Source organism: Pseudomonas syringae KCTC 12500 (assembly GCF_000507185.2).
GTDB lineage: Bacteria > Pseudomonadota > Gammaproteobacteria > Pseudomonadales > Pseudomonadaceae > Aquipseudomonas > Aquipseudomonas syringae.
In genome coordinates this window covers 2,361,326-2,385,089 of record NZ_AYTM02000002.1, presented here as the reverse complement: position 1 = coordinate 2,385,089, position 23,764 = coordinate 2,361,326, and the positions used below count along the sequence as shown (strand labels likewise).

Sequence of the window (23,764 nt, the reverse complement as noted above, 5' to 3'; positions counted from 1 at the left end):
ACCTGTCGTTTACGCTATTACGCCAAAATGCAAAGGATGGGATACGTGAGCGAAACAGCCTTGCCTAAAGACGAAGAATCGGTGTTGAAAACGCCTGCATCCAAGCCTGAGCCAGTCCGCACCGAGCGCACCGGCAGCCGCAACAGTGGCCTGGTGTTCCTGGCCTTGCTGCTGGCAATTGCCGGTATCGCCGTCGCCGGCTGGGGAGTCTGGCAACTACGCATGTTGCAGGCCGGGCATCAGCAACAGCGCGGGCAGGTCGAGGACATCGCGGAACAGACCCTGGTGCTGGCGCAGAATGACCAGCAACTGAGCGCACGCATCGCACAATTCCCGCCAGCCAATCAGCTGGAAGACAGCCGACGTCTGGTCGCGCAACTGCAAGGCGATCAGCAGCGCCTCAGCCAGCGACTCGAAACCGTGCTGGGGGCGAGCCGCAAGGACTGGCGTCTGGCCGAGGCCGAGCATCTGCTGCGTCTGGCCAGCCTGCGCCTTTCAGCGCTGCAGGACATCAACAGTGCGCAAGCGCTGGTTCAGGGAGCCGACGAAATTCTGCGTGAGCAGGACGATCCAGGCTCATTCGCTGCCCGCGGGCAACTGGCCAAGAGCCTTGCCGCCCTGCGCAGCGTCGAGCAGCCGGACCGCACGGGGCTGTTTCTACAACTGGCGGCATTGCGTGAGCAGGCTGTGCAGCTCAACAAGCTGGCTCCCGAATACGAAGACAAAGGCGAGTCGCTTATGGGGCTGACCGCCGACAAGACCGAAACCAGCCGGTGGTCGCAGTGGTGGGACGAGATCTCCCATTACTTCCGCATCGACTTCAACGCCGACAAGGACATCCGCCCGGTACTCGCCGGCCAGAGCCTTTCGCAGGTACGCCTGGCCCTGAGCCTGGCGTTGGAGCAGGCGCAGTGGGCAGCGCTTAACGGCGAGCCCGAGGTTTATTCCAAGGCCATCACCGAAGCGCAAAGCGTTCTGAAAGCCAACTTCGATCAGGACGACCCACAGGGCAAGGCACTCGGCCAGGGGCTTGATGCTGTTGCCAGCCAGCCGGTATCGGTGAAGACACCAGATCTGGCACCGACCCTGAGCGCCGTGCAGGCCTACCTTGAACGCCGTCACGCTGCCGGCCAGCCAGCCGAGGCGCAACAGGGGACCAGCCGATGAAGCGCTTCTATGTGCTGTTATTCATCGCGATCGCCGCTGCGGCGCTGATCGGGGTCGCCGTCGCCGAGCATTCCGGCTATGTCCTGATCGCCTATCAGAACTTCCGCTATGAATCGAGCCTGTGGGCGACCCTGGCGCTGCTGGTCGTTGCGCTGCTGGTGATCGCGCTGCTGAGGCTGCTGATCAGCCTGCTGACGACCTCAGGCCGCGTGGTCAACCCATGGTCGCGTCGCAACCGCCGTCGTCGCGTGCAAATAGCCATCGAGCAAGGCCAGATGGACCTTGCCGAGGGCCGCTGGTCCAGCGCCCAACGTCATCTGCAACGCGCGGCCGAAGCCGATACTCATCCGCTGCTCTACTACATCGGTGCTGCACGTGCTGCCAACGAGCAGGGCCGCTACGAAGACTGCGACGCCTTGCTGGAACGCGCGCTCGAGCGTCAGCCACAAGCCGAGTTGGCGATCGCCCTGAATCACGCTCAACTGCAGCAGGACCGCGGTGACACCGACGGTGCGCTGACCACACTGCTGGCCATGAAAGAGCGTCATCCGCATAACCCACAGGTGCTTCGTCAGCTGCAACGCCTGCATCAGCAACGTGGTGACTGGTCCGATGTTGTCCGTCTGATGCCGGAACTGCGCAAGGACAAGGTCCTGCCCCCCAAGGAACTGGCCGAGCTGGAACGCCGCGCCTGGGGCGAGAACCTGAGCCTGGCGGCGTACAGTGAAGGCATCGAAGGCGCACCGACCGGTCTGCCTTCACTGGAAAGCGCCTGGCAAGGGCTGGGTTCTGCGCAACGTCAGGAGCCGCAACTGGTGCTGGCGTATGCCGATCAATTGCGCCGTCTAGGTGCCGAAGCCCAGGCTGAAGAGGTGCTTCGTAGCGCCCTCAAGCGCGAGTACAACAGCCATCTGGCGCGTCTGTACGGGCTGGTTCGCGGCACCGATCCGTTGAAGCAGCTGCAAGCGGCGGAAGGCTGGCTCAAGCACCATCCTGCTGATCCAAGCCTGTTGCTGAGCCTGGGACGTATCTGTCTGCAAGGCCGCTTGTGGGGCAAGGCGCGGGATTATCTGGAGAGCAGTCTGCGTATGGAACGCAATCCCGAAACCTGTGCCGAGCTGGCTCGTCTACTGGGCCAGCTGGGCGAGACGGATCGCAGCAATCAGCTGTTTCAGGAAGGCCTGGGCCTACTCGACGAGCGCCTCCTGTCGCGCCCCTTGCCGGTGCTGACCAAGGCGTGAATCCACCGGAGAGTCCTCGGTGAGGGCTCTCCGTGCTGCCTCGCCACCCCGTCAAATTCAACGCGTGAGAATCGTCCTACATACATGTGTAAAAGAACCACGCGGCGGTGTGTTCTTTTTCCTCGGTAAACAGCGACGCATCCGTACGCCGCCACCTTGAATGCGCCGCCCCCTTTCCTCTACCGTAATCGTCTCGTCCTTTGTTACGGATTTGCCATGTATCTGGCTCGCACACGCTTTCTGTTTTTCCTGGCATCGCTGGCCTGTGCATCAATCATTGGCGTCGCCTTTTACCTGCAGCAAGCTGTCGGTCTCGACCCTTGCGCGCTGTGCATGGTGCAACGGGCTGCATTCATCATCTGTGGCGTACTTGCGCTCTGCGCTGCCTGCCACGCCCCTGGCCCGACAGGCACGCGGCGCTACAGCCTGGCGCTTCTGCTGGTCGCTCTGGCCGGGCTTGCCACAGCAGGCACACAGGTGTGGTTGCAGACCGCCTCGGCCGATCAATTGATACCTGTTATTACCAGACTGGAGCACGTATTGAGCCTGCTCTCCCTGGACATGTGCATCGACCGGCTGCGAAGCGACGCGCTATTTTGCGCCGAAATCACCTGGACACTGTTCGGTATCAGCCTGCCGGAGTGGAGTCTGCTGGGTTTTACGGGTCTGGCGCTGTTGCCGCTGTATCCCCTTTTCAGCGAATTCAGCCACTGGCTGGCGACCAGAGATCGGGGCAGCCATTAAACGCTTGTATGAACTTTATCTCCTGCGTACCTTGATGGCCTTGTCGAGCGGGCATAATCTGGGCCGCACGCGTCACTGGAAATATGCTGTCCTGACGCATTTATCAGGCTTGGTCCCGGCTAATCACCCGGACCGGCACAGGACTGCATGCCCCTGAAGGGAAGAGAGAAGACCATGCTGGAAAGTTGTCAGAATGCTCAGGAACGCTGGGGCGGAGTGAACAAGCTGATCGATCGCTGGCTTCAAAGCCGTCTCGAACTGGTCGAAGCCTATGACGCGCTGGGCGACACGCCCGAAGCGCTGGCAGCCGACCTCGAGGGCCTGCAGAACTTCTGCGGGATTCTTGTGGATTACGTCTCTGCCGGGCACTTTGAAGTCTACGAACAACTGGGTGATGAAGCCCGGGCGTTCAATGACGAGCGTGGGCTCGAACTGGCAGACACGATCTATCCACGTCTGGACGTCATCACCAAGTTTGCCCTGACGTTCAATGATCGCTGCGAAAAGGGCGACTGCTCGGATGCGGCGGTGGTAGCCCGGGAATTCAATCAGCTGGGGCAACTGCTGCACGAGCGTTTCGAGCTGGAAGACTGCCTGATTGAAGTGCTGCACAACTCGCACAAGGAAGAGATCGCCGCTCAGGCGTGACCGTGTCGGTGACAGCGCTACACGCCAAGGGTGCTTATCGCACCCTTTCGCATGTCTGAACGCCGGTTTTACGCCCGCTTACTGTGAAACTGCAACCAGCTCGATTTCAAATACCAGCGGTGTAAACGGATCAATCAGATCACCAGCGCCCTCGGCGCCATAGGCTTGATCCGAAGGGATCACCAGCCGCCACTTCGCGCCAGTCGGCATGTTCTGCAAGGCGCTGGTCCAGCCGCTGATCACGCTGTCGAGCCGGAACCACTGGGGCTGGGTGCTCTGATCGAAGATCGTGCCGTCCGGCAAACGACCGACATAACGCACTTCAACCCGGCCATCGGCACTGGGCTTGGGGCCGGTACCCGGGGTCAGCTCGGTCATGAGAATGCCGTCAGCCATCACCTTCACACCCGGTTTGGCCTTCTCGCTGTCCATGAACGTGCGCTCGGCCTTGAGGGCCGCCTCGGTCGGCGCATCCGTACCGGCAGTCTCGGCCTGGGCGATAGCGGCGTCATGCTCGCGCAGAATCTGGTCGATGCGGTCCTGCTTGAGCGCCAGCGGCTTGCCCTGGTAAGCCTGCTGCAAGCCTTCTACCAACGCCTTGAGGTCCAGATCAGGGACTTCCTGATGCAACCGCTCGCCAAGGCTTGCACCCAGGCTGTAGGCGAGATCGTGGCCGTCACTGGACGCCGGTGGCGCCTCAGCGGCCTGAGCCAGGGGAAGCAAGAGGAACAACGACGTTAACAGGTAGCGCGACATTAATGCTCTCCGGCCTGGGAAGGCAGCGATTATGCCTGCGCCAGCGCGAGTAGTGACGAGTCTTGTGACGTGAATTTCACAATGCCTTTGCATCGTGTCGAGCAATCATTTCTCTCAGTATGCAACAGGGACCCATGGATGCTGTCAAGATGCCCTAGCGGCGATGCGCGCAGAAGCCTAGTATGAGCCGCAATTTCGTCACCCAGGAGGTAAGTCATGTCGGCCAAAAAGAAGCCAGTAAATACTCCGTTGCATTTGCTCCAACAATTATCGGGCAGCTTGCTTGAACATCTGGAAGACGCCTGTTCCCAAGCCTTGGCTGATGCCGAGAAACTGCTCGCCAAGCTTGAGAAACAACGCGGCAAGGCGCAGGAAAAACTGCACAACTCCCGCATCAAGCTGCAGGACGCTGCCACTGCCGGAAAATCCAAGGCGCAGGCCAAGGCCAAAGGTGCCGTGTCCGAGCTGGAAGAGTTGCTGGACGCTCTCAAGGATCGTCAGACCGAAACCCGCACTTACATCCTGCACCTCAAGCGTGATGCCCAGGAAAGCCTGAAACTGGCCCAGGGTATTGGCCGCGTGAAAGAAGCGGTCGGCAAGATCCTGACCACTCGCGACGCCAAGCCTGTCGCGCCTAAAGCCGCCGCCAAGGCACCTGTTGCCAAGACACCCACTGCCAAAGCTCCCGCAAAAACCGCAGCCAAAGCGCCGGTTAAAGCGGCCGCCGCCAAGCCAGTCGCCAAAGCCGCAGCCAAGCCTTCCGCAGTTGCCAAGCCAGCTGTCAAAACCGCTGCTGCCAAGGCCCCGGTAAAAGCCGCTGCCAAACCGGCCGCCCGCACGACTGCAGCAGCCAAGCCTGTCGCAGCCAGGACAGCTGCCGCCAAACCGGCTGCGGCCAAGCCTGCTGCCACCAAGGCGCCGGCTGCCAAGACCACCGCCAGCAGCGCTGCCAAACCAGCAGCAGCAAAAGCGGCGGCCGCCAAACCTGCGGCGAAAGCGCCTGTGAAAGCGCCCGTCAAGGCACCGGCCAAAGCACCTGCCAAGGCACCTGTGAAAGCAGCGGCCAAGCCTGTCGCCAAACCTGCGGTCAAGCCTGCCGCGAAGCCAGCCGCCGCCAAACCGGCCACGCCAGCACCTGCTGCTGCAGCCAAGCCGACAACGCCTGCACCTGCTGCGCCAGCCGCCGCACCGGCAACACCTGCCAATGGCGCAACGCCAACCAGCGCTTCCTAAGTCTGGTCGACGGCAAGTCCAACCGCGATGCGCAGCACATGCAGCGCATCGCGGTTTTTTTCTGCGTCCCCTTCGGCAAGCTCGAGCAGCCACTCCTCTGCATTCCTTGCCTCACCCGCCGGCCAGTCCCCGGTCAGCGCCTCAAGCTTCATCATCAGACCCTGTTCGGCCTCCAGTTCCAGCGCCTTGACCTTCATTCGTAATGGGGTGAGCAACGCATCTTCAAGCGCCGCATTACGCCATTGGTTACGCAAATCCCGCAGCGGACGCACCACATCGTCATGCCAGGGTGTCGCCAATTGCTTTATTTGCCCCACTCGCTGAGCGTCACACGCCACGTCGCGCGTGCCCAGCCACACCCCGCAAAGCACCATGCACACGTTGGCCCCGTTGGCTTGCAGCGTCAGACAAGCCTGTTCCACACCCGGCCGGGCGTAGAAATCGAGGGTGAAACTCCAGAGCGCTGAAGGCATAGTGATCCACCTGTTCAGGACGAAGCTGGTAGACTCCGCCGCCATTATGATTCGACTTCAAAGCCTTACCTTACAGCGTGGTCCGCAACGTCTGCTAGAAGACGCCGAGCTGACTCTGCACGCCGGCCATAAAGCCGGTCTGATCGGTGCCAATGGCGCCGGTAAATCCAGCCTGTTTGCCCTGTTGCGTGGAGAGCTGACGCCGGATGCCGGCGACTGCCTGCTGCCCGCCGACTGGCGTATCGCGCACATGCGCCAGGAGGTCGACACACTCGAACGCCTGGCCGTGGATTACGTGCTCGATGGCGACGAGCGCCTGCGAGAAGTACAGAGCTCGCTGGCCGAGGCCGAAGCCGCGCAGGACGGCGCCGCTCAGGCACGTCTGCATTCGGAGCTCGACAGCGCCGACGGTTACACCGCCGACGCACGCGCTCGCAAGCTGCTGGCCGGGTTGGGCTTCACCAACGAGCAGATGGAGCGTCAGGTCGGCAGTTTCTCCGGTGGCTGGCGTATGCGCCTGAACCTGGCGCAGGCATTGATGTGCCCCTCGGACCTGCTGCTGCTCGACGAACCGACCAACCACTTGGACCTCGACGCCATTCTGTGGCTTGAAGACTGGCTCAAGAGTTACCCCGGCACCTTGCTGCTGATTTCCCACGACCGGGATTTTCTGGATGCCGTGGTCGATCACATCGCCCATGTCGAGCAACGCAAGATCACCTTGTATCGCGGCGGCTACAGCGCCTTCGAGCGGGCTCGTGCCGAACGTCTGGCCCAGCAGCAACAGGCCTACGAGAAGCAGCAGGTGCAACGTGCGCACATGGAAAAATACATTGCGCGCTTCAAGGCTCAGGCCACCAAGGCCCGTCAGGCACAAAGCCGGATCAAGGCGCTGGAGCGCATGGAAGAGCTGTCCGCAGCGCATGTCGACTCACCGTTCAACTTCGTCTTCCGTGAGTCCGACAAGATATCCAGCCCTCTGCTGGACCTGTCCGACGCGCGTCTGGGTTATGGCGACAAGACCATCCTCGAGAAGGTCAAGCTGCAACTCACGCCGGGCGCACGCATCGGTCTGCTGGGTCCGAACGGCGCAGGCAAGTCGACGCTGATCAAAAACCTCGCCGGCGAGCTTGAGCCGCAAAGCGGTCGGCTGGTGCGTGGCGAAAACCTCACCGTGGGCTACTTTGCCCAGCATCAGCTCGACTCACTGGACGCCAAGGCGACGCCGTTGCTGCACTTGCAGCGCCTGGCACCAACTGAGCGTGAACAGACGCTGCGCGATTTTCTTGGCGGTTTCGACTTCCGTGGCGCGCGTCTGGATGAGCCGGTGCTGAATTTCTCCGGTGGCGAGAAAGCCCGTCTGGCGCTGGCGCTGATCGCCTGGGAAAAGCCCAACCTGTTGCTGCTCGACGAACCGACCAACCACCTCGACCTGGAAATGCGCCTGGCGCTGACCATGGCCTTGCAGGAGTTCGGTGGCGCGGTACTGGTGGTGTCTCACGATCGGCACTTGCTCAAGAGCACGACCGATGACTTCCTGCTGGTGGCCGACGGTCGCGTGCAGGAGTTCGACGGCGATCTGGATGACTACACGCGCTGGCTGGCCGATTACCGGCTGCGCAACGCGCCGGTCAGCAACACGCCCGTCAACGCCGACAAGACCGACAAGAAAGCCCAGCGCCAGCAGGCAGCGGCCTTGCGTCAGCAACTGGCGCCGCACAAGCGCGAAGCCGACAAGCTGGAGCGTGATCTCGGACTGGTGAATGAAAAGCTCGCCAAGGTCGAAGAAGCACTGGCCGACAGCACCAACTACGAGGCGGCCAACAAGGACAAGCTGCGCGATTTGCTGGCCGAACAGGCCAAGCTGAAAGTGCGTGAATCCGAGCTGGAAGACGCCTGGATGCACGCTTTGGAACTGCTGGAGTCAATGCAGGCCGAACTGGAAGCATTGTCGTGAGCGAGGCAGGCAAGTGATGGACATGTTGGGCCTGCCAGTATCCGCTTACTGGCTTGAACCGCTGCTGGTGGGTGCGCAGATTATGCTGATCCTGTTAGCCGGTTACGTACTGCAACGCATCGTCGGTGGTTTTCTGACCGGTCTGGGCGAGCGTTATCCGTTGCCGCCAGAATTGCTGGTGCCGGTTCGCGGCGGTTTGCGCTGGTTCATCATGGGCAGCGCCTTTGTCCTCGTCCTGGGCCGACTCGGGGTGTCGGCCACGGTGCTGTGGACGGCACTGTCGGGCTTCGTCGCCGTTGCGGCAGTGGCGTTCTTCGCCATGTGGAGCGTGCTGTCGAACCTGCTCTGCGCCATTCTGATCTTCACCATCGGCCCGTTCCGTATCGGTGACATGGTCGAGTTGGTCGATACGCTGGACAAGCCGGGCGTGAAGGGCAGGGTGGTTGCCATCAACCTGATGTTCACCACGCTGATCGAAACCCCGGAAGCCGGTGGCGCATTGGTTCAGGTGCCCAACAGCCAGTTTTTCCAGAAGTCGGTGCGCCGCTGGCGCGGCAGCGATCTGTTTCCGCAGATGGTGGTTGCAAAGCAGCCGGATGAGCAGGATTAGGGTCTTTACGAAAAGTGGCTGCGCTCGGTGATGCTGCGTTAAAAACAGGCTCGAGCGCGAGTCCGATCGGAATACTCATTTACAACACGTAGAGTCGAACGCGACCCCGGCCGTTCCTCGCCTGTTTTTGCCTTGCCTGACCTTCGCTCGCCGACTTTTCGTAAAGACCCTAGAAATCGTTAGCGTTCCAAAGCAACCCGCATTAATTTACTGAGCATTCGACTTTGTATGAGGTGCACGATGGCGCTTGAAACGTGGCTGGGCTTTTTTGCGGCCTGCTGGATTATCAGTCTGTCTCCCGGCGCGGGCGCCATCGCTTCGATGTCCTGCGGCCTGCAATACGGCTTCTGGCGTGGCTACTGGAATGCCCTGGGCTTGCAGATTGCGTTGGTGGCACAGATCGCCATTGTCGCGGCAGGTCTGGGTGCAGTGCTGGCGGCCTCCGATATGGCGTTCACGCTGATCAAATGGTTCGGCGTCGCGTATCTGGTCTATCTCGGCATCAAGCAATGGCGCGCCCTGCCAGCCGACCTGGCCGATGAATCCGCTGTGCGCCCGGTGGGCAAACCGATGACGCTGGTATTGCGTGGTTTTCTGGTGAATATCAGCAACCCCAAGGCGCTGATTTTCATTCTGGCGATCCTGCCACAGTTCATCGACACGGCCGCTCCGCTGCTCATCCAGTACGCGATCATCGCGGCGACCATGGTGGTGGTCGATCTGATCGTGATGGCGGGCTACACCGGGCTGGCCTCCAAAGTGCTGCGCCTGCTCAAGACGCCTCGCCAGCAACGTCGAATGAATCGCACCTTCGCCAGCCTGTTCGTGGGCGCGGCAGGTTTCCTCGCGACGTTACATCGCGGTACGGCCTGAAACGTGTCGGTCTTGAGCCCTGAGCAGACACCCGCTTTGCTCAGGGCAACTGAAGGCTGAATGTAAGATTCTGTAACAAAAATGGACCTCGACTATTGAGTAGTGCCGTTGCGGCGTTAACAATGCAACGCTTCGCATTCCCGTCGAGATTCTGCAATGCCCGTCCATTCTCGTTTTCTTGCCTGGTTACTGTTGCCGCTCTTGGCGTTGGGCAGTTGCATTGCGCTGGCCGACCCGGTCGAGGGTGCGGCCCAGGCGCTGCATCTGCTCGATTACCTGGGGGCCGATTATCCGGCGACCGTGGCGGACGGCAAGGTTGTGGACACCGTCAAATATCAGCAGCAGGTCGATAACCTGGCTGCGTTGCAGGGCATGGTCATTGCCTTGCCACAGCGCGCCGAGCGTGAGGCTCTGGAGCAGGCGGTAACCCAGTTGAAAAGCGCTGTGACGGGTCGGCAGGACGCTGTGCAGGTCAGTCGTCAGGCACGGCAGTTAAGTGCGAAGCTCGCGCTTGCCTATGAGGTCAGTCAGGCCCCGGCCATTACGCCGGACCCCGCCCGTGGCGCGCCCCTGTACGCTCAGTATTGTTCGGTGTGCCATGGCGACAGCGGTGCAGGGGATGGACCGGCAGGCATCGGCCTGGAACCGCCCCCCTCGAACCTGCGGGATACCGCGCGGCTGGATCGCCTGAGTCTTTACGATCTGTACAACGCGACCGGGCTGGGGATTGCCGGCACCGATATGCCCGCGTTCGCCGACCAGCTGGACGATCGCCAGCGCTGGGACATCGCGACCTATATCGCCAGCTTCAGCGCACAACCTGTCGCCCAGCCAGCCAAGACCTTCAACCTCGCCGATCTGGCTCGCCAGACGCCGGCCGAAGTCCAGGCTGCCGAAGGTCCGGACGCTACCGCCACCTTCCGGGCCCAACGCGCTCAGCCACCTCAGGTGCAGCGCGGCCCGGCGCAACTGCTGGATTACACCAGTGTAACGCTGGACAAGAGCCTGGCAGCCTACAAGGCTGGTGATCGCGAGCAGGCCTATGATTTGTCGGTCGCGGCATATCTGGAGGGTTTCGAGCTGGTCGAAAGCTCGCTGGATAACGTCGACGCCAATGTGCGCAAGGACACTGAAAAGAGCCTGATGGCTTACCGGCAGTCCTTGCAGGACAGCATGCCGCTACCTCAGGTTGCGCAGAAGCTGGAAGCAGCCAAAGGCAAGCTCAAGGAGTCGGCGGACCTGTTGGGTAGCGACGGCCTGAGCCTGTCGCTGAGCTATATTTCGGGCCTGCTGATCCTGCTGCGTGAAGGACTGGAAGCGATTCTGGTACTGGCGGCGATTCTGGCGTTTCTGCGCAACACCGGCCAGCAGTCTGCCGTACGCAGCGTCAACATCGGCTGGGGCCTGGCGCTACTGGCCGGGCTGGCCACCTGGGCGCTCGCGGCGTATGTCATCGACGTCAGCGGCGCGCAACGTGAATTGCTGGAAGGTGCCACCGCGTTGTTCGCCAGTGTGATGGTGCTCTGGCTCGGGGTGTGGATGCACGACCGTCGTCACGCTGCTGCGTGGCAGGACTACGTCAAAAGCAGCCTGGTCGGCGGCGGCGGTCGTTTCGGCTTCGCGCTGCTGGCGTTCTTCTCGGTCTACCGCGAACTGTTCGAAGTCATCCTGTTCTACGAAACCCTGTGGCTGCAGGCAGGCCCTGCCGGGCACGATGCCGTGCTGGCGGGCGGTGCCACGGCGCTGGTGCTGCTCGTGGGCCTGGCGTGGGTCATCCTGCGCGGTTCGGCGAAGCTGCCGCTGTCGCTGTTCTTCGGCATCAATGCTGCGCTGCTCTGCGCACTGTCCGTGGTGTTTGCCGGTCACGGCGTCAAGGCGCTGCAGGAGGCGGGCATATTCGGCACACGGCCGGTGCCGTTCTTCGAGTTCGACTGGCTGGGCATTCACGCCGACCTGTACTCGCTCGGCGCACAGGCGATCGCCCTGATTGCCATTGCAGTGCTGTACGGCAGAAGTCGTCTGGCCGAGAAGCGCAGGCTGCAGACGGCAGACTGACGTTTGCCTGCCAGGGACAAGTGGTGCTCACCGCTTGTCCCTGCTTCCCCCGCAGCGTTGTTGCGATTCTGCGTCTTGACTTCCCGCCCTGTACAAAAAACCACCTGTTACTTCTGCCAGTAGACGCCCTTTTTCTTCAGGCCTAGTGTAGCGAAACGCCAACTCGGCTATCGGGTACTGGCGCATTTACCTGACAACGGGGTGGGTGATGGCCAAGTATGAAATTCGGTTGTGGGCTGAAGACATTGAGGAACATGACCATCCTGAAATAGCCATTGAATTTTATGAAAACGATGACCTGCAAGAACACGCCTGGGTCAGGCTGCACCCGCAGGGAAAACACAAGATTCGCGGCGAACTGGGCAGGGATGAGGAGGTGCTGACGGTTCTGGCGCTGGCCTTCAGGAAGAAGGTGGCTGAGTTGGCCGATTGGTGACGCCTGGTAATAAAACCTGATTTACGCAGGTGCCGGAAAGGTATGCAGTACTGGCATCTCAATCAATAAAAGAGGATTGAGAACATGGCTAATTATGAAGTAAGACTTTCAAGCGCCGAACTTGAAGGCGACGCGACGCCTGAAGTACTCGTAGAGTTCTGGGACAGTGAAGCTGTCAATGAAAGAACAGGCCGCAAGGGAGACGTGGCGTTTACGGCGTTTGTAACGGCTTCCGGTAACGGCGACGGTTACGATACGGTCAAGAGCAAAGCCGACGTTGATGGGGTAGAGGGAATCGATGGCAAGGATGACGCCATTTTGATCGAACTGGCCAAAGCATTCACCAAAATGAATCTTTCCATCAAGTAAACAGCGACACGACCGTCAGGAGTGAGGGGCACTTTCGATGCCCCTCGACATGCTGAGTCAGACGTTGATCACTCCAGATCAACCGGCTTCTTCAACTTCGGATTCGGGAAGAACTGCACACCCTGCACCTTCGGATCCGCCGGTTTGACCACCGCCTTGTTGACCCGCGTACCCAACTCCTTCGGTATCGAAATACCCTGCTCGTTGAGCGTATCGCTGTAGCCGCAACTCACGCACTCGCGATGCGGCACGTCGTTTTCGTTCCACATCATCAGTTTGTCAGGCTCGCTGCACGCCGGGCACACCGCCCCGGCGATAAAGCGTTTCTTGGTAATGACTACCGGTGTATCGGTCATGCTGCCGCGTCCTCACTCAAGCCACTGTGACGCAACAATGCGTCAATCGACGGCTCGCGTCCGCGGAAGTCGACGAACAGCACCATCGGTGCCTGCGAACCGCCACGCGCCAGAATGGCTTCGCGGAAGGCGCGTCCGGTTTCAGCGTTGAGCACGCCATCTTCCTCGAACTTCGAGAACGCATCGGCGGACAGCACTTCAGCCCACTTGTAGCTGTAATAACCGGCTGCGTAACCGCCTGCGAAGATGTGCGCGAAGCTGTTCGGGAAGCGGTTGTAGGCAGGCGGACGCATCACCGAGACTTCATCACGAACGCCTTCCAGAACTTCAAGCACGCTGCGGCCATCACCGTGAGTGGCGTGCAGCTCGAAATCGAACATCGAGAACTCCAGCTGACGCACCATCATCAGGCCGGACTGAAAGTTCTTGGCAGCGAGCATCTTCTCCAGCAGATCCTGCGGCAGTGGCTCGCCGGTTTCGTAATGACCGGAGATCAGCGCCAGGCCTTCGGGCTCCCAGCACCAGTTTTCCATGAACTGGCTCGGCAGCTCGACGGCGTCCCAGACCACGCCATTGATACCGGATACCCCGGCATGCTCGACGCGGGTCAGAAGGTGATGCAGGCCGTGACCGAATTCGTGGAACAGCGTGGTCACTTCGTCGTGCGTCAGCAGCGCAGGCTTGCCGGCAACAGCGGGTGTGAAGTTGCACACCAGATTGGCCACCGGGCTTTGCAACGTGCCTTGCGCCGTACGGCGACGGTCACGCGCGCCGTCCATCCAGGCACCACCACGCTTGTTGGCGCGGGCGTACAGATCGAAGAAGAAGCGCCCGACGTGCTGGCCGTTTTCCTTGATCTCGAACAGACGAACATCCGGATGCCAGGTGTCGAAGCCTTTCTGCTCGGCAATCTCAATGCCGTACAGGCGCTGAACGATGGTGAACAGGCCGCCGAGCACCTTATCGACAGGGAAGTAGGCACGCAGGATTTCCTGGGAAACGCTGTAGCGCTGCTCGCGCAGCTTCTCCCCGTAGAAACCGCTGTCCCAGCTTTGCAGATCCGGGCAGCCCTGTTCGGCGGCATAAGCCTTGAGCTGCTCCAGATCCTGGGCAGCAAACGGCTTGCTGCGCTTGGCCAGGTCACGCAGGAAGCTCAGCACCTGATCGCTGGACTCGGCCATCTTGGTCGCCAGGCTCAGTTCAGCGTAGTTGGCATAGCCGAGCAATTGCGCGAGTTCCTGACGCAGGTCGAGGATCTGCTCCATGACCGGCGTGTTGTCGTTCTTGCCCGCGTTCGGGCCTTGATCCGACGCGCGGGTGGCGTACGCCGCATAGACTTCTTCGCGCAGTGCTCGGTCTTCGGCGTAGGTCATCACCGCGTAGTAGCTCGGGAATTCCAGCGTGATCAGATAGCCTTCCAGATCCTTGGCCTTGGCGGCGGCGGCCATCTGCTGTTTGGCAGAATCGGTCAGGCCGGCGAGGGCGGACTCATCGGCGACCAGCTTGGTCCAGGCCTGAGTGGCATCGAGCAGTTGGTTGGAAAACTGGCTGCCCAGCTCTGACAGTTTGCTCTGCACTTCGGCGTAACGCTTCTGCTGCTCTGGCGGCAGATCGATACCGGACAGGCGGAAGTCACGCAGTGACTGCTCCAGAATGGTCTTCTGGCCAACGTCGAAACCGGCGGCTTCCGGGCCATTGGCCAGAGCTTCATAGGCCTGGAACAGTGCGCGGTTCTGGCCCATCTCGGTGGAGTAGGCGCTCAAGGCCGGCAGGCACGATTCATACGCTTCGCGCAGCTCGGCGCTGTTGCACACGGCATTGAGGTGGCTGACGGGGCTCCAGGCAGCGCCCAGGCGGTCGTTCAGCTCGTCCATGGTCAGCACCAGCCCGGCCCAGGTCGGTGTCGAACCCTGTTTGGCGAGGATGTCGGCAATCGCGGCACGGTTATCCGCCAGGATCTGTTCGATAGCAGGTTTGACATGCTCGGCACGAATCGCCGAAAAGGGTGGCAGGTCGTACGATTGCAGAAGAGGGTTGTTCGCGCTCACGGTTTTGCACCTTGCCTTGAAGAAACACTCAGCCATCTTAATTACAATCGACGCCGACCGCAGCAACCAAACCCGCTCTACACGCCTATCACTGCCAAAGAAGGAGCCTATCGTGGCCATTCGCAAGTTTCAGGAGCACACCCCAGCCCTCGGCGAACGGGCCTTTGTCGATCATTCAGCGGTGGTTATCGGTGACGTCGAAATCGGCGCCGACAGCTCCGTCTGGCCGCTGACCGTAGTACGCGGCGACATGCACCGCATCCGCATCGGCGCCCGCACCAGCGTGCAGGACGGCAGCGTGCTGCACATCACCCACGCCGGCCCCTTCAACCCGGACGGTTTTCCACTGCTGATCGGCGATGAAGTGACCATCGGTCACAAGTCCATGCTGCACGGCTGCACAATCGGCAACCGCATCCTGGTCGGCATGGGCACCACCATCATGGATGGCGCGGTTGTCGAAGACGAGGTGATCATCGGCGCAGGCAGCCTGGTGCCGCCGGGCAAAGTGCTGGAAAGCGGCTTTTTGTACGTCGGTCGCCCGGTCAAACAGGTGCGCGCACTCACCGAAAAGGAAATCGCCTTTTTCCCGTACAGCGCGACTAATTACGTGAAGCTCAAGGATCAGCACCTGGCTGAGGGGTTTGATAAGGGTTGAGGCCCGCTATTAATAATGCGCTCTGCACTCAGTCGGCCTTCAATTCTGGCCGAAGGCCGTAGGCGCGAGCCGGGGCGACGCTTCGCTTGTTCGCGAAGACCGCGGTTCAAACGCCCTTTGTGTGGGCGCTGTGCCGACCTCTTCGCGAGCAAGCTCGCTCCCACAGGAGCTTCAAGGCATCAACGCCCGCAGCGCCGCCTTGCGCGCCTCGACCGGCATCGCGCCCAACTTTTCCACAGCGTTATAAAACGCCTGCCAGTCGCCATTCACCTGCCTGAACAACGTCTCGAACGCTGGCACCCATTGATCGTAAAGACCAAAAGGCAGCAGTTTGGCGTTGTTCATCGGGCTGTTGATCCAGGCATCGAAACGCTTGTCGCCAGCCCACTGCTCATCCCGCAACGCCCGATAGTCACGACGCATCCGCTCGAATGCTTCAGCCTTGCGCGCGCGCATCACCTCAGCCGACAGGGGTTGACGATAAAGCCCCTTGAGTCGCTCCCGGGTGTCGAGTACCAACCGGGTAAACTGATCACGCCGCGCCGACTGCGAAACACTCTCCGGCGGTAATCCCCGCGCCGCACGCCATTGCCGCGTACCTTCCTGCTCGACGAAACTGGCGTAGGACTCGTTGAACTCGGTGTCGTCCTTCACATAAAAACGCTGATGCGCCAACTCATGAAAAATCAGCGTGGCCAGACGCTCGTCACCCCAGCCCATCATCGAACTGAGAATCGGATCATTGAACCAACCCAGCGTCGAATAGGCTTCCACGCCACTCAAATACACATCCTTGCCCGCCTGGCGCTGCAACGCAGCCTCGCCACGCGCCCCGCCAGGGCTGTAATAACCGCGATACGCGACACACCCTGCAATCGGAAAACAATGCGTGACCGGCTCCAGCGAGAACTCGTCCGTCGCGAACACATTCCACACCACATAAGGGCGGCCCAGGTCCGCATACAGGCGGTAACTCTTGTTGTCCGGCAGATGCAAATGCTCACTGGCAAACGTGCGCGCCAACTGCGACCGGACCAGATGCTCGCGCAAACCCGCATCCCGAGTCGGGTCAGCCACGATCTTCTCTACCGGCTCGCGCGCCTGCAGCAACTGCCACTGTCCTTGAGCCAACTGGCCGTAATAGGAAACGCTGGAGCAGCCGGCAAGCAGCGTGACGGCCGTCAGCGCTAGCAGGTGGCGAAGGCGTGGTAGGGAGAATGTGGCCATGAAGGGAAGGGCTTTGGTGATGTGGAGAAGGTGATGTTATGCCGGACGGGTGTGGCAGGCTATGCTCAATTCACACAATCCGGAACCGCCCACATGCGCTTCACGACACTGCCGATCGCACTTGTACTCGCCACCCTCGCCGGATGCGCCGGTCCCTTGCCCGCCGTCAATCCGGACATGGCGTGGGTCGACATGCGCACCATCACCGGCCAGTTGATCATGGGCGACAAGCTCGATGGCAAGAACACGTATGACGGGCGCTACTTTCAAGTCACGCCGGGCAGCCATGAGTTGCAGGTGCGTTATGACTATGAGTACCGCTCGGGCGGCATGGGGATGATCGGCGACGAGTACACCGAGATCACCTGTTACGTCAGTGTTCGTTACGACCACTTCGCTGCCGGGCAGCGCTATGTGCTGGAGGTACGCTCACTGGCGAACAGTGTCGATGCCTGGCTTTACGATGCAGAGCGCAAGGTGGTGGCCGAGGAGGAAGAAGAGGGCGGGGTGCACTGCATCTGATCAGCGTCCGTTGAGCTGATAGATGATCTTTTTCGTACCGTTGTCGCAGCTGCCGACGATCATGCTTGGATCGGTGGCTTCTTCGTTGCTCACGATTTCCAGCGTATAGGACGTGACGTTGTTGGCCTGGATCTTGGCTTCGATTTCAGCCTTGAGTTCTTCGCAGGATTTCGGTGCCGCCAGGGCACTGGTTGCCAGCAGGGTGCAGGTCGCTGCCAGAATAAAACGTTTCATGCTCGACTCCTGATCATAATCAAACCATGCGTCAACCAACGCATGACCGATGAAGCAAGCCAGCTTTATACAGCAGATACAGGAGCGCACAAGGCGCCCCTGCAAGGCTGGCTGTGAATCAGCTCAGCAATGTCGCATCCAGGGTGATCTTGGCGTTCAGTACCTTGGAAACCGGGCAGCCTTCTTTGGCCTGCTTGGTCAACTCGTCGAACTTCTCTTGGGTCGCGCCTGGCACTTTGGCCTTGAGGGTCAAATGCACAGCGCTGATCGCGAAACCGCCTTCTACCTGATCCAGCGACACCTCAGCCTGAGTATCGATGCTTTCAGCAGTCAGGCCTGCACCGCCCAGAATCATGGACAGTGCCATCGAGAAACAGCCTGCGTGGGCTGCACCGATCAGTTCTTCCGGGTTGGTGCCTTTGCCGCCTTCAAAACGTGCCTTGAAGCCGTAAGGTGCTTCGCGCAACACGCCGGTTTCCGTGGAGATGCTGCCGATACCGCTTTTCAGATCACCTTCCCAGTGGGCGGATGCTTTCTTGACGATGCTCATAGTGGCTCCTTTTGGAATGAATTTGGATCGTTGCTGTTACAGCATTCTGAGGATAGACGGCTCTGGAAAGTTCAACCGTCGGAAAGACCTACCATTTCAGTAGGTTTTTCTACACTGCCCCATTGAAAAGCCGGACTTGCGCCCGCACTGCTGTTTCATCGTGGGCAGCTCCAGCAGCCGGCCCATCACAATTCGAGGAGCTACCCCGGCCTATGAAACGTCTGGCAGATGTAAAAATTTCCACCCTTGATCTGGTGCCGGTGCGCCACGACAAAGGGCCCGCCGAATCGCTGCGCAACTCGCTGAACCTCGCCCAGCATGTCGAAAAGCTCGGTTACAACCGCTTCTGGGTGGCCGAACACCACAACATGGACGGCATCGCTAGTTCAGCGACTGCGGTGCTGCTCGCCTACCTTGCAGGCGGCACGTCGACCATTCGTGTCGGGTCGGGCGGGATCATGCTGCCCAACCACGCGCCGCTGGTGATTGCCGAGCAGTTCGGCACCCTGGCCAGCCTGTATCCCGGCCGCATCGACCTGGGGCTGGGCCGCGCACCGGGCTCTGACCAGATGACTGCGCGTGCCTTGCGCCGCGAGCGCTCCGGCAGTGCCGATGACTTTCCGGATGATGTCACCGAGCTGATGGAATATTTGGGCCCGCGCACGCCTGATCAAAAAGTGATCGCCGTACCCGGTTCAAACACCAACGTGCCGATCTGGCTGCTCGGCTCGAGCCTGTTCAGCGCCCAGCTGGCAGGCATGCGCGGCTTGCCGTATGCCTTCGCCTCGCACTTTGCGCCGCGTTACATGCACGAGGCGATTCGCGTGTATCGCAATCACTTCCAGCCATCGGAAGTGCTCGACAATCCTTACGTAATGCTCGGCGTGCCCCTGTCGGCAGCCGACACGGACGAGCATGCCGAATACCTGGCGACCTCGGTCTATCAGCGCATTCTGGCGCTGATGCGTGGACACAGCCTGATGCAGCGTCCGCCTGTCGAATCGATGGACGGTCTGTGGCTGCCACACGAGCGTGAGGCCGTAGCAAGCTTCCTCGGGCTGGCGATGGTGGGTGGCCCGGACAAGATTCGCGCCAAGCTGGACGTACTGCTCGAGCAGACCGATGCCGATGAGTTGATCTTCACCTGCGACATGTACGAGCATGAGGATCGACTGCGGTCCTACGAGATCCTCGCGCAGGTCGCACATGGCTAAGCGCTTTTCCGAATCGGGAAAAGCAGCCACAAACAGAATCGCCCCGGACTGGATGACAGCCCGGGGCGATTCTGTTCGTGAAACCTGCAAACGGGATTAACCGGGCAACCCGGCCTGAGCCGGGCCCGGTTGGCAATCAACCGCGCTGGTAAACGATTTCCTTGGTACCACCTTCGCAGGTGCCGACGACTTGCTTGTCGGCCGCGCTGCCTTTCTCGACCACTTCCAGCGTGTAGGACGTTACGCCCTTCGCCTGGAGTCTGGCATCGAGTTCACTTTTCAACTCTTCACATGGCTTGCCTGCCGCGAGGGCAGTGCCTGCAATGCTCAGCAAGCCTACGGCCAACAAAAACTTCTTCATGGGTAATCCCTCTCGTCCGGCCAAATGAAGACGCCATCGGAACAGGCGCCCATTGAAATCCCCACGCTCACACAGCGAACGCGTGGCCACATCTGCGTGTAGCGCAAGTTATGGCAATCGGCCAGCCGAAAGGTTCAGATCACCCTCAGCTGTTGGTGATGCGGAAGCCCACTTTCAATGTCACCTGGAAGTGCGCGACTTTGCCGTTTTCGATATGGCCGCGGGTTTCAGTCACTTCGAACCATTCCATCAGGTCGAGGCTTTTGCTGGCTTCGGCCAGGGCATTGTTGATGGCGTCTTCGATGGTGGTCGTGGAAGAGCCTACGATTTCAACTTTCTTGTACGTGTGATGATCCGACATGGCAGTTCTCCTGAGGTCTGAAAAAGACGCGATATAGAGCGCGCTCCCTGCTTCTGTCAGGAGAAGGCGCGCAAAAGTTCAGACCTTTGCAAAAATCCCATCGCACTTTCCAAAAAGCCCGGAGTCCGAAACAACACGCTCACTCATCATTGCAGGAGAAACACCATGGCTACTACGTCACTTCGCAAAGCCTCGTTGCAGAGTATGGAAGCTGAAATCGAGAGCCTCCTGAAGTCCCTCGAGGGCCTGAAAGCCGATGCTACCGACGAGTCGCGCAAGACTCTGAAGAATCTGAAAGCCAACGCTGAAAGCGCGCTGAGCCATTCGCGCAGCCTGCTCAGCGATGTCTACGAAGACGTCAAAGAGAAAACCCGCGAAAACGCACTGGCAACTCGTGACTACGCTCAGGAACATCCTTGGACCACCGCCGGCGTTGCGGTAGGTGCCATCGGCCTGATCGCTGCCTACATGCTGTTCAAGCGCGGTAACTGATCAGTTTCTGATCGGTTCCCCGGACCGCTTCAGCTCATTTTTCAACCATTGAGCAAGCTGTTGCGCCCGTCCATCGGCCGCACGTCTGGGTACCCAAAGCGCCAGCTGCGCCGGGGTTTCACTGAACCCCCAAGGCGCAGCCAGGCGACCGGCCTTCAGGTCATCGATGACCAGAGGTTCCGGCGCAATCGCGATGCCAAGGCCCGCCACGGCCGCCTCCAGCAAATAATACAAATGCTCGAAACCCTGCCCGTAACGCAATGACTGCGGGTCGATACCGTTCTGCTGCGCCCAGCTTGGCCACGCCTGCGGACGCGATGTGGTTTGCAGCAATGATTCTTCCAGCAACGCCTCGACAGGTGCATCGCACAGACGCTGGAATCGCGCGAAGCGTGGGCTCAACACCGGTCCGATCCGCTCGCTTGCCAGTTCGAATACCTGCATGTCTGCAGGCCACGGCGGCTCGGCAAAGATCAGCAGGGCATCAAGCCCTGGCCGACGCGGGTCAAGGTCACCTTCGCCTGCCGACAAGTGCAGACGCAGGTCCGGCAGCTCGGCATTCAGGCGGCTCAAGCGTGGGATAAACCAGCGCGCCAGCAGGCTGCCCGAGCACCCCAGCACGAACGGCGCATCTGCGCTGCCCTTGCTCAGCTCTGCACATACACCGCGCAACCGGTCGAACGCGTCGCCGCTGACATCGCGTAGACGAATACCTGCATCTGTGAGTTTCAAGCCTCGTCCGTCCTTGCTGAACAGGCTTACACCTAGGTGCTCTTCAAGCACTTTCAACTGGCGACTGACAGCGCCATGTGTGACGTTCAGCTGTTCAGCGGCCTGACTGACACTGCCAAGCCGGGCAGTGCTTTCAAAGGCGCGCAATGCATTGAGGGGAGGGAGGTCGCGGCTCATGATCTGTGAGTTTTCCTGACAGGTTGCAGCGATCTTATCGGTTTTCATCCGGCCTTGCGCTGGTTAAAGTGGACCCATTGCCAATACGGCTCAACCTATTCGCCCAATACCGCAACTGGAGCACTTCATGACCCAGACCAATTTCCGCAGCGGCCCCGACGCCAACGGCCTGTTCGGCTCATTCGGCGGCCGCTACGTGGCTGAAACCCTGATGCCGCTGGTGCTCGACCTCAACCGCGAGTACGAAGCGGCCAAGGTAGATCCGGAATTCATCAAAGAAATGGCCTACTTCCAGCGCGATTACGTGGGCCGTCCGAACCCGCTGTACTTCGCTGAACGCCTGACTGAGTTCTGCGGCGGCGCGAAGATCTACTTCAAGCGCGAAGAGCTCAATCACACCGGCGCGCACAAGATCAACAACTGCATCGGCCAGGTGCTGCTGGCCAAGCGCATGGGCAAAAAACGCCTGATCGCGGAAACCGGCGCCGGCATGCACGGCGTTGCCACGGCAACGGTCGCTGCACGTTTCGGCCTGCCTTGTGTGATCTACATGGGTGCTACCGACATCGAGCGTCAGCAGGCCAACGTGTTCCGCATGAGGCTGCTGGGCGCTGAAATCGTTCCGGTCACTTCCGGCACCGGCACCCTGAAAGATGCGATGAACGAAGCGCTGCGTGACTGGGTGACCAACGTTGAAGACACCTTCTACCTGATCGGCACCGTTGCAGGACCGCACCCTTACCCGGCGATGGTCCGTGATTTCCAGGCCATCATCGGCAAGGAAACCAAAGAGCAGATGCTGGAGAAGGAAGGTCGTCTGCCGGACAGCCTGGTCGCCTGTGTCGGTGGCGGTTCCAACGCCATGGGCCTGTTCCATCCGTTCCTGGATGACGCCAGCGTGGAAATCATCGGTGTTGAAGCGGGCGGTCATGGCGTCAGCACCGACAAGCACGCGGCCAGCCTGAACGGCGGCGTACCGGGCGTGCTGCACGGCAATCGTACCTACCTGCTGCAGGATGGCGACGGTCAGATCACCGATGCGCACTCGATCTCTGCCGGTCTGGACTATCCAGGCATCGGCCCGGAACACGCATTCCTGCACGAAGTGAAGCGCGTCGAGTACGTCAGCATCACCGATGATGAAGCGCTGGACGCTTTCCATCAGTGCTGCCTGCTCGAAGGCATCATCCCGGCGCTGGAAACCGCTCACGCCCTGGCCGAAGCCATGAAACGCGCGACCAACCTGCGCGACGACCACCTGATGGTCGTGTGCCTGTCCGGGCGCGGTGACAAAGACATGCAAACCGTCATGAACCACATGGCCGCCGCCGAACACACTCAGGAGCAGCTGGTATGAGCCGTCTAGAACATCGTTTCGCCCAGCTTAAAACCGAAGGTCGTGCGGCGCTGGTCACCTTCATCACCGCCGGTGACCCTGGCTACGACACTTCGCTGAAAGTCCTGAAGGGCCTGCCTGCGGCGGGTGCTGACGTGATCGAGCTGGGTATGCCGTTCACCGATCCGATGGCCGACGGCGTGGCGATTCAGCTGGCGACCCTGCGTGCTCTGGACGCTGGCCAGACCCTGCAGAAAACCCTGCAGATGGTCAGCGAGTTCCGTGTCGACGATCAGACTACGCCGATTGTGCTGATGGGTTACTACAACCCTATCCACCGCTTTGGCGTCGAAGCCTTCGTGACGCAGGCAAAAGAAGCAGGCGTTGACGGTCTCATCATCGTTGACCTGCCACCCGAGCACGACGCCGAGCTGGCGACACCTGCACAGGCGTCCGGCATCGACTTCATCCGTCTGACCACGCCGACCACTGACGATGCGCGTCTGCCGCGTGTGCTGGAACGGAGCTCCGGGTTCGTCTACTACGTGTCGGTTGCCGGTGTGACCGGTGCTGGCTCGGCCACCACCGAGCACGTCACTGAGGCCATCGCTCGCTTGCGCCGCCACACAGATCTGCCGATCAGCGTCGGTTTCGGTATCCGCACACCCGAGCAGGCCGCGGCGATTGCGCGTCTGGCTGACGGCGTGGTCGTGGGCTCGGCCTTCGTCGACAAGATCGCCAGCGCCGAGTCGCCGGAGCACGCCATCGACGGCGTACTGACGCTGTGCGCGGCACTGGCCGAGGGCGTACGTAGCGCTCGTCGCTGAGGGTAAAGTTTCTGATACAGAGGAATCAAAGCCTGAGCGGCGGCTCTATGTAGCAAGACATAAGGGGTTCATGACCAACGTCATGAACCCCTTTTTGCTGCATCGCG

27 protein-coding genes are annotated in these 23,764 nt (G+C 60.5%); 17 read left to right on the top strand and 10 right to left on the bottom strand.

Annotation, left to right across the window (positions count from 1 at the left end):
• Positions 1-45: 45 nt before the first annotated feature.
• The 4 genes from V476_RS10945 (at position 46) to V476_RS10930 (ending at position 3,800) form a co-directional block, all read left to right on the top strand.
• Complete coding sequence (locus V476_RS10945; protein ID WP_024958963.1) at positions 46-1,167, top strand: uroporphyrinogen-III C-methyltransferase; 1,122 nt, start codon at positions 46-48, stop codon at positions 1,165-1,167.
• Complete coding sequence (locus tag V476_RS10940) at positions 1,164-2,408, top strand: heme biosynthesis protein HemY (RefSeq protein WP_004403524.1); 1,245 nt, start codon at positions 1,164-1,166, stop codon at positions 2,406-2,408. The genes V476_RS10945 and V476_RS10940 overlap by 4 nt, the downstream gene beginning before the upstream one ends.
• A 216-nt stretch (positions 2,409-2,624) precedes the next feature.
• On the top strand, positions 2,625-3,152 hold the full coding sequence (locus V476_RS10935) for a disulfide bond formation protein B (protein ID WP_024958964.1): 528 nt from the start codon (positions 2,625-2,627) through the stop codon (positions 3,150-3,152).
• Between the two features lie 174 nt (positions 3,153-3,326).
• Complete coding sequence (locus tag V476_RS10930) at positions 3,327-3,800, top strand: Rsd/AlgQ family anti-sigma factor (protein WP_003340038.1); 474 nt, start codon at positions 3,327-3,329, stop codon at positions 3,798-3,800.
• A gap of 78 nt (positions 3,801-3,878) precedes the next feature.
• On the opposite strand, the gene V476_RS10925 is transcribed toward V476_RS10930, so the two are convergent.
• Complete coding sequence (locus V476_RS10925; RefSeq protein WP_003340040.1) at positions 3,879-4,556, bottom strand: FKBP-type peptidyl-prolyl cis-trans isomerase; 678 nt, start codon at positions 4,554-4,556, stop codon at positions 3,879-3,881.
• Positions 4,557-4,772: 216 nt separating this feature from the next.
• On the opposite strand from V476_RS10925, the gene V476_RS10920 reads away from it, so the two are divergent.
• The gene (locus tag V476_RS10920; protein ID WP_024958965.1) at positions 4,773-5,789 is read left to right on the top strand and encodes an AlgP family protein; all 1,017 of its coding nucleotides are present in this window, start codon (positions 4,773-4,775) and stop codon (positions 5,787-5,789) included.
• Here V476_RS10920 and V476_RS10915 read toward each other — a convergent pair.
• Positions 5,786-6,262, bottom strand: a complete 477-nt coding sequence (locus V476_RS10915) for a TIGR02444 family protein (protein ID WP_024958966.1) — start codon at positions 6,260-6,262, stop codon at positions 5,786-5,788. The two genes, V476_RS10920 and V476_RS10915, sit on opposite strands and share 4 nt — an antisense overlap.
• A gap of 46 nt (positions 6,263-6,308) precedes the next feature.
• Between V476_RS10915 and V476_RS10910 the strand changes: the two genes are divergently transcribed.
• The 6 genes from V476_RS10910 to V476_RS10885 all read left to right on the top strand — a co-directional run bounded on the left by V476_RS10910 (position 6,309) and on the right by V476_RS10885 (position 12,562).
• A complete protein-coding gene (locus V476_RS10910; protein WP_004403512.1) occupies positions 6,309-8,219 on the top strand; it encodes an ATP-binding cassette domain-containing protein in 1,911 nt (636 codons plus the stop codon).
• 16 nt (positions 8,220-8,235) lie between these two features.
• A complete protein-coding gene (locus V476_RS10905; RefSeq protein ID WP_024958967.1) occupies positions 8,236-8,829 on the top strand; it encodes a mechanosensitive ion channel family protein in 594 nt (197 codons plus the stop codon).
• 240 nt (positions 8,830-9,069) lie between these two features.
• A complete protein-coding gene (locus V476_RS10900) occupies positions 9,070-9,702 on the top strand; it encodes a LysE family transporter (RefSeq protein ID WP_003421569.1) in 633 nt (210 codons plus the stop codon).
• 156 nt (positions 9,703-9,858) lie between these two features.
• Complete coding sequence (locus tag V476_RS10895) at positions 9,859-11,757, top strand: cytochrome c/FTR1 family iron permease (protein WP_024958968.1); 1,899 nt, start codon at positions 9,859-9,861, stop codon at positions 11,755-11,757.
• 208 nt (positions 11,758-11,965) lie between these two features.
• A complete protein-coding gene (locus tag V476_RS10890) occupies positions 11,966-12,193 on the top strand; it encodes a hypothetical protein (RefSeq protein WP_010423119.1) in 228 nt (75 codons plus the stop codon).
• A gap of 84 nt (positions 12,194-12,277) precedes the next feature.
• On the top strand, positions 12,278-12,562 hold the full coding sequence (locus tag V476_RS10885; protein ID WP_003318443.1) for a hypothetical protein: 285 nt from the start codon (positions 12,278-12,280) through the stop codon (positions 12,560-12,562).
• 68 nt (positions 12,563-12,630) lie between these two features.
• Here V476_RS10885 and V476_RS10880 read toward each other — a convergent pair whose 3' ends face one another.
• Together V476_RS10880 and prlC are read right to left on the bottom strand one after the other, a co-directional pair.
• Positions 12,631-12,918, bottom strand: a complete 288-nt coding sequence (locus V476_RS10880) for a YheV family putative zinc ribbon protein (protein ID WP_003318444.1) — start codon at positions 12,916-12,918, stop codon at positions 12,631-12,633.
• Positions 12,915-15,002: an oligopeptidase A gene (gene prlC / locus V476_RS10875; RefSeq protein WP_161780141.1), complete on the bottom strand. Its 2,088-nt coding sequence runs from the start codon at positions 15,000-15,002 to the stop codon at positions 12,915-12,917. The genes V476_RS10880 and prlC overlap by 4 nt, the downstream gene beginning before the upstream one ends.
• Before the next feature lie 76 nt (positions 15,003-15,078).
• Between prlC and V476_RS10870 the strand changes: the two genes are divergently transcribed.
• A complete protein-coding gene (locus tag V476_RS10870) occupies positions 15,079-15,624 on the top strand; it encodes a gamma carbonic anhydrase family protein (protein ID WP_024958970.1) in 546 nt (181 codons plus the stop codon).
• Positions 15,625-15,795: 171 nt separating this feature from the next.
• On the opposite strand, the gene V476_RS10865 is transcribed toward V476_RS10870, so the two are convergent.
• Positions 15,796-16,851: an aminopeptidase gene (locus V476_RS10865; protein WP_024958971.1), complete on the bottom strand. Its 1,056-nt coding sequence runs from the start codon at positions 16,849-16,851 to the stop codon at positions 15,796-15,798.
• 93 nt (positions 16,852-16,944) lie between these two features.
• On the opposite strand from V476_RS10865, the gene V476_RS10860 reads away from it, so the two are divergent.
• Positions 16,945-17,373: a PA0061/PA0062 family lipoprotein gene (locus tag V476_RS10860; protein ID WP_003318448.1), complete on the top strand. Its 429-nt coding sequence runs from the start codon at positions 16,945-16,947 to the stop codon at positions 17,371-17,373.
• On the opposite strand, the gene V476_RS10855 is transcribed toward V476_RS10860, so the two are convergent.
• Both V476_RS10855 and V476_RS10850 read right to left on the bottom strand, forming a co-directional pair.
• A complete protein-coding gene (locus V476_RS10855) occupies positions 17,374-17,607 on the bottom strand; it encodes a DUF1161 domain-containing protein (RefSeq protein WP_003318449.1) in 234 nt (77 codons plus the stop codon).
• A 118-nt stretch (positions 17,608-17,725) separates the two neighbouring features.
• Positions 17,726-18,157, bottom strand: coding sequence for an OsmC family protein (locus V476_RS10850; RefSeq protein WP_003340074.1), 432 nt, complete (start codon positions 18,155-18,157; stop codon positions 17,726-17,728).
• A 212-nt stretch (positions 18,158-18,369) separates the two neighbouring features.
• Here V476_RS10850 and V476_RS10845 point away from each other — a divergent pair, with 212 nt between their 5' ends.
• On the top strand, positions 18,370-19,371 hold the full coding sequence (locus V476_RS10845) for an LLM class flavin-dependent oxidoreductase (RefSeq protein WP_024958972.1): 1,002 nt from the start codon (positions 18,370-18,372) through the stop codon (positions 19,369-19,371).
• A gap of 136 nt (positions 19,372-19,507) precedes the next feature.
• Here V476_RS10845 and V476_RS10840 read toward each other — a convergent pair whose 3' ends face one another.
• Both V476_RS10840 and V476_RS10835 read right to left on the bottom strand, forming a co-directional pair.
• Complete coding sequence (locus tag V476_RS10840; protein WP_003318454.1) at positions 19,508-19,732, bottom strand: DUF1161 domain-containing protein; 225 nt, start codon at positions 19,730-19,732, stop codon at positions 19,508-19,510.
• 145 nt (positions 19,733-19,877) lie between these two features.
• On the bottom strand, positions 19,878-20,093 hold the full coding sequence (locus tag V476_RS10835) for a dodecin (protein WP_003318455.1): 216 nt from the start codon (positions 20,091-20,093) through the stop codon (positions 19,878-19,880).
• Positions 20,094-20,258: 165 nt separating this feature from the next.
• Between V476_RS10835 and V476_RS10830 the strand changes: the two genes are divergently transcribed.
• Entirely contained in the window at positions 20,259-20,585 is a 327-nt protein-coding gene (locus V476_RS10830; RefSeq protein WP_003318456.1) for an ElaB/YgaM/YqjD family protein, read from the top strand.
• On the opposite strand, the gene V476_RS10825 is transcribed toward V476_RS10830, so the two are convergent.
• Positions 20,586-21,542: a LysR family transcriptional regulator gene (locus V476_RS10825; protein WP_024958973.1), complete on the bottom strand. Its 957-nt coding sequence runs from the start codon at positions 21,540-21,542 to the stop codon at positions 20,586-20,588.
• Positions 21,543-21,621: 79 nt separating this feature from the next.
• On the opposite strand from V476_RS10825, the gene trpB reads away from it, so the two are divergent.
• Complete coding sequence (gene trpB / locus V476_RS10820) at positions 21,622-22,851, top strand: tryptophan synthase subunit beta (protein ID WP_003318458.1); 1,230 nt, start codon at positions 21,622-21,624, stop codon at positions 22,849-22,851.
• The gene (trpA, locus tag V476_RS10815) at positions 22,848-23,657 is read left to right on the top strand and encodes a tryptophan synthase subunit alpha (RefSeq protein ID WP_003421561.1); all 810 of its coding nucleotides are present in this window, start codon (positions 22,848-22,850) and stop codon (positions 23,655-23,657) included. Before trpB ends, trpA begins: the two co-directional genes overlap by 4 nt.
• The last annotated feature ends 107 nt before the right edge of the window (positions 23,658-23,764 follow it).

Coding starts and splice junctions, on each gene's coding strand:
- V476_RS10935 (WP_024958964.1), top strand. CDS start 2,625: ATGTATCTGGCTCGCACACGCTTTCTGTTTTTCCTGGCATCGCTGGCC.
- trpA (WP_003421561.1), top strand. CDS start 22,848: ATGAGCCGTCTAGAACATCGTTTCGCCCAGCTTAAAACCGAAGGTCGT.
- V476_RS10900 (WP_003421569.1), top strand. CDS start 9,070: ATGGCGCTTGAAACGTGGCTGGGCTTTTTTGCGGCCTGCTGGATTATC.
- V476_RS10890 (WP_010423119.1), top strand. CDS start 11,966: ATGGCCAAGTATGAAATTCGGTTGTGGGCTGAAGACATTGAGGAACAT.
- V476_RS10865 (WP_024958971.1), bottom strand. CDS start 16,851: ATGGCCACATTCTCCCTACCACGCCTTCGCCACCTGCTAGCGCTGACG.
- V476_RS10930 (WP_003340038.1), top strand. CDS start 3,327: ATGCTGGAAAGTTGTCAGAATGCTCAGGAACGCTGGGGCGGAGTGAAC.
- V476_RS10920 (WP_024958965.1), top strand. CDS start 4,773: ATGTCGGCCAAAAAGAAGCCAGTAAATACTCCGTTGCATTTGCTCCAA.
- V476_RS10880 (WP_003318444.1), bottom strand. CDS start 12,918: ATGACCGATACACCGGTAGTCATTACCAAGAAACGCTTTATCGCCGGG.
- trpB (WP_003318458.1), top strand. CDS start 21,622: ATGACCCAGACCAATTTCCGCAGCGGCCCCGACGCCAACGGCCTGTTC.
- V476_RS10925 (WP_003340040.1), bottom strand. CDS start 4,556: ATGTCGCGCTACCTGTTAACGTCGTTGTTCCTCTTGCTTCCCCTGGCT.
- V476_RS10835 (WP_003318455.1), bottom strand. CDS start 20,093: ATGTCGGATCATCACACGTACAAGAAAGTTGAAATCGTAGGCTCTTCC.
- V476_RS10845 (WP_024958972.1), top strand. CDS start 18,370: ATGAAACGTCTGGCAGATGTAAAAATTTCCACCCTTGATCTGGTGCCG.
- V476_RS10905 (WP_024958967.1), top strand. CDS start 8,236: ATGGACATGTTGGGCCTGCCAGTATCCGCTTACTGGCTTGAACCGCTG.
- V476_RS10940 (WP_004403524.1), top strand. CDS start 1,164: ATGAAGCGCTTCTATGTGCTGTTATTCATCGCGATCGCCGCTGCGGCG.
- V476_RS10825 (WP_024958973.1), bottom strand. CDS start 21,542: ATGAAAACCGATAAGATCGCTGCAACCTGTCAGGAAAACTCACAGATC.
- V476_RS10860 (WP_003318448.1), top strand. CDS start 16,945: ATGCGCTTCACGACACTGCCGATCGCACTTGTACTCGCCACCCTCGCC.
- V476_RS10895 (WP_024958968.1), top strand. CDS start 9,859: ATGCCCGTCCATTCTCGTTTTCTTGCCTGGTTACTGTTGCCGCTCTTG.
- V476_RS10830 (WP_003318456.1), top strand. CDS start 20,259: ATGGCTACTACGTCACTTCGCAAAGCCTCGTTGCAGAGTATGGAAGCT.
- V476_RS10910 (WP_004403512.1), top strand. CDS start 6,309: ATGATTCGACTTCAAAGCCTTACCTTACAGCGTGGTCCGCAACGTCTG.
- V476_RS10855 (WP_003318449.1), bottom strand. CDS start 17,607: ATGAAACGTTTTATTCTGGCAGCGACCTGCACCCTGCTGGCAACCAGT.
- prlC (WP_161780141.1), bottom strand. CDS start 15,002: ATGGCTGAGTGTTTCTTCAAGGCAAGGTGCAAAACCGTGAGCGCGAAC.
- V476_RS10840 (WP_003318454.1), bottom strand. CDS start 19,732: ATGAAGAAGTTTTTGTTGGCCGTAGGCTTGCTGAGCATTGCAGGCACT.
- V476_RS10850 (WP_003340074.1), bottom strand. CDS start 18,157: ATGAGCATCGTCAAGAAAGCATCCGCCCACTGGGAAGGTGATCTGAAA.
- V476_RS10885 (WP_003318443.1), top strand. CDS start 12,278: ATGGCTAATTATGAAGTAAGACTTTCAAGCGCCGAACTTGAAGGCGAC.
- V476_RS10915 (WP_024958966.1), bottom strand. CDS start 6,262: ATGCCTTCAGCGCTCTGGAGTTTCACCCTCGATTTCTACGCCCGGCCG.